Genomic DNA, 12,934 nt, shown 5'->3' with positions numbered 1-12,934 from the left:
TTATTATCCTTTGTATGCTCTTGATTGGTTGCCAAAAGGAAGAAGAGAATGCTAAAGCAAATTTGAAAGGGAAGCTTAAAAAAATAGTTTACCCAAATAGTTTAGAACCTGGTGCTGAGTATTTTTACTATAATTCCGATTTGATGCTTAGTGACTATAAAATGGCAAATAGTCACATGACTGTATCTTTTCAAGAGTCTTTTAAATACTCAGGTAATAATATTAAAGAGGCTATTAACCTTGATGGAGGAATTATTGACAAAGAAGAAGGAAATTTAAATACTAGAAGATTCTATTATTATGACAAAAATGGAATGTTAGATTCGATGCTGCACTATTCAGCATATTACTCTAAACCGCTTTTGCAAAAATACTATTACAAATTTAATACAAAAAAGCAACTTACAGAAGTTCTGCAATTAAATTATAACCCAACTGTTGTTCCGGATTCCATAAGATACAGTTATCAGTATGATAGTAGTGGCAATATAACTACTACTAATTTCCAAAGTAGTTCTTCTCCTTACGATGGCAGGAGATCAAATGGCAAATCAGAATATACCTATAATAACAAGCCTAATCCGAAACAATATTTATCTTATTATTATCTCTACCCTGAGGATTATGTAACCTACATATCTCCTAACAACCAGATAAGGCAAATTGATTATGATCAAAATAATCAAAGAATTTTTGAATACCATATTGAATTTGAATACAATACCGAAGGAAAACCGGAAAAAGAGAAAAACACAATAGATTTTCAAAATGGGAAAGTAGTAGTAGACCGATTTTGGGAGAAAATATATGAATATTACTAAAAAATACTACCGCTAACCACACCTATACGGCAGCTATGCCGCCGCATAGGCCAAGCCGTTAGCAGTAAAACAATAAGAAAAAAATGAATGAAGAAATATCTGATGGATGGACCATCTTATTTGGCCAAACCTTTTTATTGATTTTCTTTACACCTTTTAATTCGCTTTTATTTTACACTTTTTTTAAAAATATTAGTTTGGATGGATTGATATTCACTTTAGTTATGGTTGCTCCATCTATTCTATTTATTAGATATGCCTTCTACTATGCAGAAATTACTTTAACTGATAATTTTATAATAATTAAGAAACGGCTTAAAGTTAAAAAAGTACCAGTAACTAAGTATAAAACTATAGGTAAAGGAATTCCAGCGTCTAGTTATTACATTGAATTTGAAAATAAAAAAACCGTTTATTTCTTATTAAATTACACTGATGCGTTCAGGGATTTCTTCTCCTTGGACCCAGATAAAGTTTTAAAAGAATTAAAAATGAAGTTTGAACAGGCGAAAGAAAATAATAAAAGTTCTGCTGCTAACACAGCCTAAAAAGCATAAACCACTTTTTAGCCAAACCGTTGGGTGCTATTTTATAAAAATAATTTTTCGAAAACAAGGATGAAAAATATAATTGACCATGCACGATGAAGTAATAAAGCATACGGAGAAAATATATAAAACAGTCAAAAATCCTGCACATTCCTTTGCGGGTAAAGTGAGGGAAATTTTGATCGAGATTTTCATCATTGTTTTTGCTGTAACACTTTCCATTTGGTTGCACAGTTGGAGTGAACACAGGCATGAGCAACGCGAAGCAAAAGATTTTTTAATGGATATAAGGGATGATTTGGCCAAAGACCTTACAAGCATGGCCAAGAAGAAAGAAAACGTTTCCACTATCTTAACGTCATGTTTACAGATTATCAACTTATCGCCTAAACAGCTTGACACAGCAAATAATTTGAGCCTAAATTTCTCGCTTAATACGTTTAAGGCTAATGATGGAAATTATGAAGGATTTAAATCAAGCGGGAAGATTGGTTATATAGAAAACAAAAAATTAAAAAAGTTAATTCTCGAATACTATCAAGAGTATCTGCCGGCCTTATACGATGTTGACAAGTATCATTATGAGAAGCATTTGGAAGTATGGGAAACAATCAATTCTTTGGCTGGGCAAAAATCCCTGGCTGATCGTACCCTGAGAGCAAAAATTACGTTGGACGCCCAAATAAGCGAAGCCTTAATCAAAGTCAATAACAGTACAATAGATAAAGCACACGAAATTCAGAAACTAATTGACAAAGAGCTAAAATAATACAAACAGCACATAACAGTGTGTTTATAAAATTGTGGCTGGACGTTAACCATTCCACTTTAAATCACTATTTTGCTTTTTGTGGTTAATTAAAACGGGCGTTTTTTCAATGGCCACAACTTCATAAACACTTAAACGTTGTGGCAAACTAAAAAAGATAGTGAAATCTATATTAACGGTAACCCTTTTCTTTATTCCATTTTTTGTTTTTCTCAAAATACATCTATTGAGGAAAAAGCTTTGGACTTCTACTTGAAAAATATGTATGAAAAAGGAAGCAAATTAAGATCAACGGGGATATTTGACACACATACTAACCCATTTATTGGAGGAGACCTTGTATCAGATTATTTAAATTGTAAGAAAAGGAGCGCAAAAGACACAATGGAGGAAAATTTATAGCGCAAGTCTTATTTACTTTTAATAGAGAAATACAAGGCAGCAGAAGAAAATATTCCAAAAAATTGATTCATCGGAACTAAGGACCTTAACCATAAATCTACCAGAACAGATAAAACAAGTAGAAGTGTCTTGCCATTCGGTATAGATAAACGGGTTATTGGCGTATTTTAATCCCGAACCGGTGGGATGCCCTACTAAGGTAATGGTTTCCCCTTGATAGTGAATCATCATGGTATTAACGGCATTGTTAAAAGTATAACGTAGCGTTTCCCCGGCAGCAAATTTTAGTATTCCTTTTATCACTTGTGGCACTACCATCTGCTTTGTTTTTGGAAAGAAATGGGTTGTACAGCTAAATAGCCCCGTTATAAATACTGTCAGGATGCCCGCCCGGTTTATTATCTTTCTCATGCTACCAAACATTACCCATTTTTTAACTAAGATAATCAAATTTGCTTTTTTATTATTTCGGGTATAACTTATTTGCCCACTTAAAGTCTTAGTAAGTAACTGTACTTTGTGCCCAAAGTTTCAATGGTTGCTGCTCTTACTGGGGCTAAACTGGGTGGGACTGACCACTCGGGCGCAGTTAAATAGTCTGCCCCCACCTGAACTAATTTACCGACCGCCAAGGCTTACCCCAAGGATTTGTGCCGGGCATCGTGCAAGACCCGCAAGGCTTTATTTGGTTGGCCACTCGAGACGGGCTATGTCGTTATGATGGTAACCGTTTTAAGATATTCCGTCCTGGGCCTAATGCCCCATCGTCCTTATTTTTTTCTGATCTTCAGTCCTTGCAACTCGACTACCAGGGTACTATTTGGATTACCTCCGAACTGGGCCAAGTCGTTCGGTTTGATCCCCGGACAGAGACCTTCAAAAGCTTTTCTCAGCTGATTTTTCCTGGGCTATCGCTTAGTAGAATTCATATCCAACATTGTTATCCCGATCGGCAGAATCGCCTGTGGTTGGGATTTGATGGGCAAGGTTTGCTTTCCTTTAACGTCCAGACGGGCCAGGTGCATCGGTTTCGCCACCAGGCTGACCAGCCACAATCATTAGTTAGTGATCGCATCCGGAATATTTTAGAAGATAAAGACGGTACTATCTGGCTAGCCACGGATGCTGGGCTCGATAGATTTGAAGAACAAACCAGGAGCTTTACTCATTATCGGCCTAACTCAGCAACGCCACAAGCGTTACCGGAACTAGATCTGCATGCCCTTTACCTGCGACCAAATGGAGAAATTCTTATTGGTTCGACTAACTACTTCATCCGGTTTAATCCCCGGACCAAACAAGTACACTCCTACCCTTTGTCAAATGAAGGTAATTTAACCTGGGGCGTTCGCCTGACAACAGACAGCCGGGGAGCCGTTTACTTTAACCACCGGGACCGTTTGTTTCGCTTTACCGATGGTACCGGTCCTCAATTTCTGACTAACCTAACGGCACAAACGGGATTTTGTAAAAGTCTTTTCATTGAGCAATCGGATGTTTTATGGTTAGGTACCAATGGCATAGGCGTACGCAAGTATGATTTGCGTTCGGATGGCTTTCAGACGGTTCGTTACCGAACTAATTTTTACACCGATTTGCTTATTCAGTGGTTGGGAGTTCCTGCCTCTTTAGTGCGGCCCTATCTAAAAAATAATGATTTTTACCATTTTCGCTCCACTTTGGATCATCAGGGGACCATTTGGGCGAATGTTGGCAGTTTTACCTTCTATCACATTAATCTTAATACCCGGCGAACCGAAAAAGTAGATTTTCCGGTACCTTTTGAGCAGGATGTTAGTCCCATGTCAACGGATGAACAAGGGCGGGTATGGGTATTACATGATTCTAAGTTTTGGTGGTACAACCCGCAGCAACACCAATGGATTCTGTCTTCGTACCGAAACAATTGGCAAAGAACACAATTAGTGCTGCAAATGGTGGCAGATGAGCAGGCATTCTGGTTAGCTACGGAAGGGCGCGGTTTGTTTCGACTCGACCGACAAACGGGGGAGTTACAACAATATACGTATCAGCCAACGCAGGCCACTAGCTTGAGCAACAATGCTTTATTTTGTTTATCAAAAGATCCTACTGATGGTAATCGTTTATGGATCGGCACCTTTGGCAGTGGCTTATGCGCCTTCGACAAAAAGACCGGGCGGAGCCGCCGGATTACGGAGCAGGAGGGCTTACCCAATAACGTGATTTATTCCGCGCTGCCCGACGAGCAAGGATATTTATGGATGGGAACTAATAAAGGGCTTTGCCGTATGAACCGGAAAACCTTTCAAATACAAGTTTATACCACCGCGGATGGACTGCTGGCGAATGAATTCAATCGGTTTCACTATTTGCAGGTGCCCACTACCGGTCAGATTATCCTGGCTGGCGTAGAAGGATTCACTGTTTTTCGCCCTTCCCAACTCCAAGAGGATAACTTTAAACCCAAAGTAGAACTAACCGAATTACAAATAAACAACCGAGTGGCGGAACCTAGAAAAGATTCCCCGCTGACTCATCCTATTCATACAACAAAGGAGTTGGTATTACCCTACAATCAGAACTTTATCACGGCTAGTTTTGCGGTCTTACAATATAATCGCCCGGGTAAAAACCAGTATCGCTACCAACTGGTAGGAATTGACGACGGGTGGGTAAAAAGCCAGCAGTCTCAGGCTGTTTATACGGCTTTGCTCCCCGGAACGTATACGCTACGAGTAAATGCCTCTAACACTTCCGGGCGTTGGAGTCCGTACGTACGCCAGCTAGCTATTATCATTACTCCACCTTGGTGGCGCACGTGGTGGGCTTACTTCTTATACGGAATTTTAATTACCAGCATGATCTGGTATGGCTTCCGGCTGTACGTAAACCGTTTGCGCTTGCAGCAAGCCGTTACCATGCGGCAACAGGAAGCCCGGCAATTACGGGCGTTGGATGAGATGAAATCTCGCTTTTTCACCAATATCACCCACGATTTCCGGACCCCTTTAACGCTGATTCTTTCTCCATTAGAAGGCTTAATGCAAGAATTGGCGGATACACCTTACCGCAAACGGCTAAGCTTGATTCAGCGAAATGCCGTACAGCTATTGGGATTAATCAACCAGGTGCTGGATTTTTCTAAATTAGATGCTCAAATGGTTACTGTGCAAAAGTCGCGGGGTAACCTGGCCGACTTTGTAGCGCAAATAATACAATTATTTAAAGAAGAAGCTACCGTTAAATCTATTGGGCTAGTTTACCAAACCGATGTAGCAGGAGATTATTGGTTCGATGCCGGCAAAATGGAACGCATTCTCTCGAACTTAGTGGCCAATGCCTTAAAGTTTACCCCCGCGGGCGGCCAGATCATTGTTTCGCTGAACGTTGCCGAAACGGTACTTTTAACGGTTGCGGATACAGGCGTGTGAATACCAGATGAAAAGCTCCCATATATTTTTGACCGTTTTTTCCAAGTAAATGCCGAAACAGCGGATAGCGCTGCTGGCGGAACGGGGATTGGTCTAGCATTAGTGAAAGAACTGGTGGAACTCCAGCGCGGGCAAATTACGGTAGAAAGCCAGCTGGGACAAGGCACCAGATTTCAGGTTTTCTTACCGCTTCAACCGGCGGCGGAACTAGTACCCGAAAAGTTGGGAATACCCTTGTCATCCGACACCGGGCTTACTGCAGTTGCCCAAGCTAGTACCGGGGAACAACCGCTCATTTTACTGGTAGAAGACAATCCGGAACTAGCCGATTTTATCCAAGACAGCCTGCCCCAACAGTACCGTATCTGCCGGGCCACGAACGGGGCCGAAGGACTGGAGCAAGCCTTGTCCGAGCTGCCGGACCTAGTAATCAGTGACGTGATGATGCCGGTGATGGATGGCTATACTTTCTGCCATCAACTCAAAGCTGATGAACGCACCAGCCACATTCCGGTCATTCTGCTGACGGCGAAAGCGGCTTTAGACAGCCGCCTGGAGGGGCTTACCCGCGGAGCCGATGATTACCTGACCAAACCCTTCCACGTGCCGGAACTAAACTTGCGCATCCATAACCTACTCGAGCGACAGCGCCGCTACCAGGAATACCTGCGGCAAGAACTAAGTCGTCCCGCGAGTACTCCCGCTCCTTCGCTCCCAACTGCTCCTCCCGATCCTTTTCTGGAGAAACTCTACACCGTGGTAGCAGAAAGACTGGATGATACCGCTTTTGGCGTAGAGCAACTGGCGGACCAGATGAACATGAGTCGCGTGCATTTACATCGCAAACTCAAAACATTGGTGGGCCTGCCAGCCGGGGACGTAATCCGCAATTATCGCCTTAAGCAGGCTACCCGCTATTTGCGAGAAGGCCTCAACAGTTCCGAAACGGCTTACCGGGTCGGCTTCGATAGCCCGCCTTATTTTGCCAAGTGTTTCCGGGAAGTATACCAGATGAGCCCCAGTGAATTTGCCCGCCAAAACTAAAAATCAGCTAAAAAAGGACTAAAATCTACCGGATGTAACCTCATTTACCACATTAGTAACGTGGGTTACTGCCTTTTTATGCCGCTCCGGCAACCTTTGTGGTGTTCCTTTTTCAATTCTCAAACTTAACCATCCCATGAAAATGTTTTTATCATTAAACTGTCCCCAAGTTAAAACGATTCCGGCGGCTAGTGCATTAAAATGGCTACCAATAGTAGCGCTAAGGTCCACCGCAGTTTATTTTTCTGGCTAGCGGCCAGTCTGCTACTTTGTCCTGGCCTGATACAAGCTCAAACGTACGTGGGGGATATCTTTTTAAAGAGTCAGACCGAAGTAAATGATTTCCAGTATACCGAAGTAACGGGCACCCTCCTCATTAATGGGCAGTCAGATATTATTAACCTGCAACCGCTGACTAGGCTAAGTAAGGTGGGCTCACTCTATATCGGCTATAATCATGCCTTAGGCAGTTTAGCCGGGCTGGAGAATCTTACCTCCATTGAGGGAAATCTCACCATTACTAGCCACTTTGTGTTGGAAGACCTGGCCGGGCTGAAGAATCTAGTCTCCGTGGGAGGAAAATTTAAATTAGAGTATAATAGAATTTTGACTACCCTAGCGGGGCTGGAGAGTTTAACTTCCGTCGGAGAGCTGGAAATTAGTTTTAGTTCCATCACTAGCTTAACGGGGCTGAAGAAACTGACTTCCTTAAAAAATCTCAGCATTAATAATAACAATACTTTGGCGAGCCTAGCAGGGCTCGAGAATCTTACTTCCGTGGCCGGAAATCTAAACCTTCATTATAACGAAAGTTTAACCAGCCTAGCGGATCTCGAAAACCTGACTTACGTAGGAAGAAACCTCGAAATTTATAATAATAATAACTTAAGCAACTTAACCGGCTTAGAAAAGCTTACTACCGTGGGACAAAGTCTCTATATTTATAGTAACAGTAGTTTGAGCAGCTTAGCCAGTCTGGAAAAACTGACCTCCTTAAGCTACCTTTCTATTTTTAATAACCCTCAACTCTCCCAATGCTGTCTGTTGCTACCGCTTATTAAAGCGGCTAATGGGTCTGCTTATATCTCCGGCAATGCCGCTAACTGTAGCAGTAAAGCGGAAATACAAACCACCTGCGCCCCGATCACTATTATTACGCAGCCTCAAGCGGCTACTCTGTGCGCCGGAGAAAAAGCCATCTTTGGGGTAGAAGCTATCGGTTCCGACCTTACTTATCAATGGCGAAAGAACCGGGACAAGATTACGGGTGCTACCAACCCTACTTATTTAATTGAGGCGGTAAGCCCGGAGGATGCGGGCGATTACTCGGTAGAAGTTACCGGCAAATACTATTCTATTACCTCTCATACTGCTACTCTGACGGTGAAACCGGCCTTAATTTTAGGTACGTTTTCAGCTCCTGCCGCACCAGTCGCAATCAATACCAACTTTAACGTAAGTGTCCCCTTCTCTGGCAGCCCGGTTAGTAGTGCTACCTGGAATTGGGGTGATGGCTCTACTTCTCCGGCCACAAGTAATGACAACACCATCAACGGCAGTCATAAGTATACCAAGGCCGGCACCTATTCTCCTGTTCTCACCGTCACGGATGCCTGCGGTCAAACTACTTCCGCTGCTTACGAGTACGTAGTGGTTTACGAATCGGGTGCTATTACCGGAGCCGGCGGTTTTACTTCCCCCAAGCAAGCCTATAAAGCCAATACCAAGCTTACCGGAGCAGCCTTGTTTGGTTTATATGCTCGCTTTAAGAGTGGCACCAACACCCCTGAAGGCAGCACCTTATTTGCCTTCCAAGCCGGCAAAGTAAAAATGGCTTTCACCAGTACCAGCTACGAAACCTTAACGATTTCGGGTACCAAGGCCTGCTACACCGGTAAAGGTAAGATTAATGACCAGGGTAATTACGGCTTCCTCGTTTCGCTCCTGGATGGCCGACCCGACAAGTTCCGTATTAAAATCTGGAACAAAGACAAAGCTAACCAGGTGGTATATGATAATAATCTAACTAGTACCACCGATGCGGCTGACCCCATTACTGCTATTGTTGGATTCATTATGATTCAAACTAGCAAAGCCGCCGTGGCCCGGATAAGTTTACCCGGAGCAGAAATAACCCCAGAAAAGAAACGCTCCCCTACTTTCCGTAACTACCCCAATCCGTTTTCTGATCAGACTACCCTGGAGTTTACTTTGGAAAACGATGAAGAGTATACTTTAGCCATTTACGATTTAGCGGGCAAGTTGGTGAGCCAGTTGCCCAATGGTAAAGCTAAAGCCGGTGAAAAAGTACGGATAGATTGGCAAGCCGGTCCGTACCCCACAGGCGTGTACCTGGCCCGATTAAGCACGGGTAAAGCGGTGCAGCATCTTAAGTTAGTGATGGAGTAAGCAAGGGTGGCCGTAGATAAAATTGACCTACGGCCACCTTCCTATTCTTCCTATTTTAAAGTTAATTTTACCTTATTAGCCACCTCTACTTCAAAAAAGTTTTTATGGCACCTTCCTTCCTAATCTGGTAATAAGTTTATAAAATAAAAAACCATGCACTCAAAATTGAAGATCAAGGACGCAATTACGAACCCAAACTCGCTGGAGCTATGAGAACAAAATACCTCCCTCTACGGAAAGTGAATTATGTGCTACCATCTAGAAAGGAAGAAAACCATCCAAATAAGATGAAAAGAATCATTGTTAATCCCTGTCTGAAAGAAACAATCATTTTTGTGAAAACCGCCGCCGAGACTAAGAGGGAAGTAACCGAACTAATCATTACTTTGTCGCCGGGCGGCGGCAATCCCTTGCATTATCATACTTCCTACTCGGAAACCTTTACGCCTCTGCAAGGAGCTTTAGGATTAGAATTAAAAAACAAGAAACAGGTAATCCTCCAACCGGGTAAATCCCACTTAGTGAAGAAAGGAGAAGTCCACCGTTTTTTCAATCCCGGCGATCAGGAAATCCGCTTCCGCAACGAAGTGTCTCCCGGCCATACTGGCTTTGAAAATACCTTACGAATTTTAGCCGCATTAGCTTCGGATGGCTTGTACTCTACCAAAAATGTTCCTAAAAGTTTTACCCATTTAGCCATTTGCGGCATGATGAGCGATATGCGTTTACCTGGTTTAATGTCTTTGACCCTCCCGCTTTTAAAGCTCATGGCTATTAGGGCTAAAAAGAAAGGAATAGAACAACAGTTGTTGGATAAGTACTGCTCCTAAGAAGATATTATTACTTTTTTAACCAGCTAATTATTCAATTTCTATGACAGAAGATAATCCACCGATACTAGTAAATCCTGGAGAAGGAAAAGAAATAATCGTAGGTAGTTCTAAACTCTTTCTCAAGTTATCTAGTCCGGCTACGGCTAATACATTTTCCATTACCGAATATGAATTACCTCCCGGCTTTCCAGGTCCGCCAGCGCATCAGCACCAAGTATTTGAACATGCCTGGTATGTTTTAGAAGGCGCGCTTACCGTTCAGCTAGCGGATAAAACCGCGGTATTAACCAGAGGCAGTTTTATTTTCATTCCCAAGAGGATCGTCCATGCTTTTGCCAATGATAGTGCTTCCACGGTAAAAGTATTAGTGGTGGATACGCCCGGTGGGTTTGAAAACTACTACGAGGACTTGCAAGCCACTTTTAGCCAAGGACAAGCTATCAATCACCAAAAGATGCAGGAAATACAACTAAAATACGATACCTATCCTCCGGATTATATATTTTAAGGTATTAAAAATTATACTAACGACGCTATTATGAGCAATGTATTAAATAAGCGCCACCTGCCTTCAGTTAATCAGCAACAAGTAACGAAGTTCAGTAGAATGGCTTTGCGTTGGTCGGCCTTATTGCTGGTGGCTACGGTCTGGATTAGTGCGGCCCTGTTTGGTTTATACATTCTGGCTTTTTACGCGGCCGCGCTCTACGAAGGCGACACTAACCGGTGGAACGAAGTCTTACCGGGTTTATATGAGAAAGGTTCGGTCACCACAACTTCCGGGATTGGTCTACATTTCGCTACCGGCGGGATTATTCTCTTGCTGGGCAGTATTCAGCTAGTGGACAAGATCCGTCTTCGTTTCCCGGCCTGGCACCGCTGGATTGGTCGGGTTTATGTGCTCTCTTCCCTGCTAGCCGCCGTGGGTGGATTACTATTTATCCTGCTCAAAGGAACCATTGGCGGGATGGTAATGGACCTAGGCTTTGGCTTGTATGGGGTGTTGATGTTTATTGCCGCGATTGAAACCTACCGGCACGCCGTCGTTAAGCGTTTGGAGAAACATCGGGCTTGGGCTTTACGCTTGTATGCACTGGCGATTGGCTCGTGGTTATACCGCATGGATTATGGCTTTTGGCTGCTCTTGACGGATGGGCTAGGACATACGCCCCAGTTTACCGGCATCTTTGACCAAATCATGTTTTTCTTTTTTACCTTCCGAACCTCCTTGTTGCGGAAACTTTCATCCGCGCCCGTGATTACCAAGCTTCTTCGACGATGAGGTTGGCGGGTTCTGTTGTTTTGCTGCTGGCCACTACTTTTTTACTGGTGGGCACCTATTATTTTACTTTGTATTATTGGGGTCCAGCAATCGTAAAGTGGCTACCGCTCTCTTAACAGAAAGCCTATCCCATATACCAAAAAAATTTCGCACCTTCTTTAGAGTATTTTCCGGAAAATAAATCATCCGCGTTTTTTATGAAAGTAAATTACGCTCAGATCGTTCTGATTTTGGCCATTACGCTGTCCGCCGCCATCACCGAAGCCCAAGTTGATTCTTCAGCTAAAGAAACTATCCAACATATTATTCAGCAAGAAACAGAAGCTTGGAACAAAGGCGATGCGAAAGGCTATTCCCGCTACTTTGCCTCAGATGGCACTTTTACCAATATTCTGGGTATGTTCTTTACCGGGAAAGAAGAATTTAAAAAAAGGCACCAACAAATATTTACCGGCATCTTTCGGGGAACAGCAATGAAACAAAATATTGTTTCACTCAAGTTTGTTCGTCCGGAGGTGGCCCTAGTAGAAACGCTTACCTGGACTTCGGGATTCTCCAAAGCTGGTCTTCCCCCCGGCATGCACTCGGATACAAAAGGACGTTTGCGGACTCGTTTATTACAAGTAAAGGTAAAAGAGACAGGCCGGTGGAAAGTTGTTAGTTACCACAATGTAGAGGTAAACCCGGTAGTACTTCTACCAGAGCCGCAATGAAGCAGATAAACTCTTTGGGAAGTAGCTGTTTTTTCAGTTTAGCCTTTGTATCAAATAGATCAAGCTCTCTAATAACCAACTTTATGGTAAATATAATTTTAAGATCTGAAAAACGTATTTACCACCCCTTCGCCTTAGATAGATGCCCTAACAAACCAAAAACAAACCGGGCGAGTTTTGCCAACCCGCCCGGTTTGTTTAACTTTTTAAGCCTGCTTTATGGAATCTCCTTTATACTATTGGTATAGATTAATGTACCCTGAATTAATTATTATTCTGCTCCTTCTAAGTCTTTCTTTAGTATGCGTATGCTAATAATTTGTATGACTGATTAATATGGGCAAATTTCTGCCAAAATAAAAATTAAAAAATACGGATTAAGCGTTACCTTGATTCGCCGTAATTTCATCCACTAACTGTTCGTCGGGAAGTTCTTCGAGCCAATTTTTACTTAATTCCAGCCGCACGGTTTGGGCGCCGCCGCTGGGAGTACACACAACCGGCACTTTTCCTTCTTTAGTTTCTGCTATATCCGTGGCTTTCTCGGCGGCCGGACTATCTAAACCCGCATAAGCTTGCACACAAGTCCAAGTGGTATTGTTTGGATCCGTTACTTCTCTTTGCTTCATTATTATACATCACTTTAAATTAAACGGGTATGTTTACGTAATAGAAAAAAATCCGACGGAGCAATATTCAT

Annotated in this window: 13 protein-coding genes and 1 pseudogene; 12 read left to right on the top strand and 2 right to left on the bottom strand. The window is 42.8% G+C overall.

The window, feature by feature from the left end; translation table 11 throughout:
• Positions 1–14 precede the first annotated feature (14 nt).
• From AHMF7605_RS01555 to AHMF7605_RS01540, 4 genes are all read left to right on the top strand, one after another.
• Entirely contained in the window at positions 15–821 is an 807-nt protein-coding gene (locus AHMF7605_RS01555; protein ID WP_106925784.1) for a hypothetical protein, read from the top strand.
• Between the two features lie 83 nt (positions 822–904).
• Positions 905–1,369: a hypothetical protein gene (locus AHMF7605_RS01550; RefSeq protein ID WP_106925782.1), complete on the top strand. Its 465-nt coding sequence runs from the start codon at positions 905–907 to the stop codon at positions 1,367–1,369.
• An 88-nt stretch (positions 1,370–1,457) separates the two neighbouring features.
• Entirely contained in the window at positions 1,458–2,138 is a 681-nt protein-coding gene (locus AHMF7605_RS01545) for a DUF6090 family protein (RefSeq protein WP_106925780.1), read from the top strand.
• A gap of 138 nt (positions 2,139–2,276) precedes the next feature.
• Positions 2,277–2,540 carry a hypothetical protein gene (locus AHMF7605_RS01540; protein WP_106925778.1) on the top strand — a complete coding sequence of 88 codons (264 nt, stop codon included), beginning with the start codon at positions 2,277–2,279 and terminating at the stop codon, positions 2,538–2,540.
• Positions 2,541–2,558: 18 nt separating this feature from the next.
• On the opposite strand, the gene AHMF7605_RS01535 is transcribed toward AHMF7605_RS01540, so the two are convergent.
• Positions 2,559–2,951: a hypothetical protein gene (locus tag AHMF7605_RS01535; protein WP_146153486.1), complete on the bottom strand. Its 393-nt coding sequence runs from the start codon at positions 2,949–2,951 to the stop codon at positions 2,559–2,561.
• Positions 2,952–3,178: 227 nt separating this feature from the next.
• Here AHMF7605_RS01535 and AHMF7605_RS31065 point away from each other — a divergent pair.
• From AHMF7605_RS31065 to AHMF7605_RS01500, 8 genes and pseudogenes are all read left to right on the top strand, one after another.
• A pseudogene (locus AHMF7605_RS31065) lies at positions 3,179–3,658 on the top strand (ligand-binding sensor domain-containing protein); the annotation flags it as partial.
• 684 nt (positions 3,659–4,342) lie between these two features.
• Positions 4,343–5,953, top strand: coding sequence for a sensor histidine kinase (locus AHMF7605_RS31060; RefSeq protein ID WP_394336229.1), 1,611 nt, complete (start codon positions 4,343–4,345; stop codon positions 5,951–5,953).
• Positions 5,954–6,997: a response regulator transcription factor gene (locus AHMF7605_RS01525; protein ID WP_262512376.1), complete on the top strand. Its 1,044-nt coding sequence runs from the start codon at positions 5,954–5,956 to the stop codon at positions 6,995–6,997. It abuts the gene before it with no gap.
• Positions 6,998–7,198: 201 nt separating this feature from the next.
• Positions 7,199–9,406: a T9SS type A sorting domain-containing protein gene (locus tag AHMF7605_RS01520; protein ID WP_106925770.1), complete on the top strand. Its 2,208-nt coding sequence runs from the start codon at positions 7,199–7,201 to the stop codon at positions 9,404–9,406.
• 287 nt (positions 9,407–9,693) lie between these two features.
• A complete protein-coding gene (locus AHMF7605_RS01515; protein ID WP_158267429.1) occupies positions 9,694–10,236 on the top strand; it encodes a cupin domain-containing protein in 543 nt (180 codons plus the stop codon).
• Positions 10,237–10,279: 43 nt separating this feature from the next.
• Positions 10,280–10,747 (top strand): cupin domain-containing protein, encoded by a 468-nt coding sequence (locus tag AHMF7605_RS01510; protein WP_106925766.1) that lies wholly within the window; start codon positions 10,280–10,282, stop codon positions 10,745–10,747.
• A 30-nt stretch (positions 10,748–10,777) separates the two neighbouring features.
• Entirely contained in the window at positions 10,778–11,521 is a 744-nt protein-coding gene (locus AHMF7605_RS01505; RefSeq protein WP_233218813.1) for a DUF2306 domain-containing protein, read from the top strand.
• Positions 11,522–11,718: 197 nt separating this feature from the next.
• On the top strand, positions 11,719–12,234 hold the full coding sequence (locus AHMF7605_RS01500) for an SgcJ/EcaC family oxidoreductase (protein ID WP_106925764.1): 516 nt from the start codon (positions 11,719–11,721) through the stop codon (positions 12,232–12,234).
• Positions 12,235–12,611: 377 nt separating this feature from the next.
• Here the strand turns inward: AHMF7605_RS01500 and AHMF7605_RS01495 are convergent, their stop codons facing one another.
• Positions 12,612–12,863 carry a hypothetical protein gene (locus tag AHMF7605_RS01495; RefSeq protein ID WP_106925762.1) on the bottom strand — a complete coding sequence of 84 codons (252 nt, stop codon included), beginning with the start codon at positions 12,861–12,863 and terminating at the stop codon, positions 12,612–12,614.
• Between the last annotated feature and the right edge of the window lie 71 nt (positions 12,864–12,934).

Origin of the sequence: Adhaeribacter arboris (assembly GCF_003023845.1) — a bacterium.
In the GTDB taxonomy this organism is placed as follows: Bacteria; Bacteroidota; Bacteroidia; order Cytophagales; family Hymenobacteraceae; genus Adhaeribacter; species Adhaeribacter arboris.
The sequence above is the reverse complement of the archived record's forward strand: the minus strand, read 5'-3'. Positions and strand labels throughout refer to the sequence as shown.

What these genes read in the sequence shown, in the direction of transcription:
- AHMF7605_RS01555 (WP_106925784.1), top strand. Translation starts at nt 15, where the DNA reads ATGCTCTTGATTGGTTGCCAAAAGGAAGAAGAGAATGCTAAAGCAAAT.
- AHMF7605_RS01545 (WP_106925780.1), top strand. Translation starts at nt 1,458, where the DNA reads ATGCACGATGAAGTAATAAAGCATACGGAGAAAATATATAAAACAGTC.
- AHMF7605_RS31060 (WP_394336229.1), top strand. Translation starts at nt 4,343, where the DNA reads ATGTCAACGGATGAACAAGGGCGGGTATGGGTATTACATGATTCTAAG.
- AHMF7605_RS01510 (WP_106925766.1), top strand. Translation starts at nt 10,280, where the DNA reads ATGACAGAAGATAATCCACCGATACTAGTAAATCCTGGAGAAGGAAAA.
- AHMF7605_RS01520 (WP_106925770.1), top strand. Translation starts at nt 7,199, where the DNA reads ATGGCTACCAATAGTAGCGCTAAGGTCCACCGCAGTTTATTTTTCTGG.
- AHMF7605_RS01515 (WP_158267429.1), top strand. Translation starts at nt 9,694, where the DNA reads ATGAAAAGAATCATTGTTAATCCCTGTCTGAAAGAAACAATCATTTTT.
- AHMF7605_RS01535 (WP_146153486.1), bottom strand. Translation starts at nt 2,951, where the DNA reads ATGAGAAAGATAATAAACCGGGCGGGCATCCTGACAGTATTTATAACG.
- AHMF7605_RS01550 (WP_106925782.1), top strand. Translation starts at nt 905, where the DNA reads ATGAATGAAGAAATATCTGATGGATGGACCATCTTATTTGGCCAAACC.
- AHMF7605_RS01500 (WP_106925764.1), top strand. Translation starts at nt 11,719, where the DNA reads ATGAAAGTAAATTACGCTCAGATCGTTCTGATTTTGGCCATTACGCTG.
- AHMF7605_RS01505 (WP_233218813.1), top strand. Translation starts at nt 10,778, where the DNA reads ATGAGCAATGTATTAAATAAGCGCCACCTGCCTTCAGTTAATCAGCAA.
- AHMF7605_RS01495 (WP_106925762.1), bottom strand. Translation starts at nt 12,863, where the DNA reads ATGAAGCAAAGAGAAGTAACGGATCCAAACAATACCACTTGGACTTGT.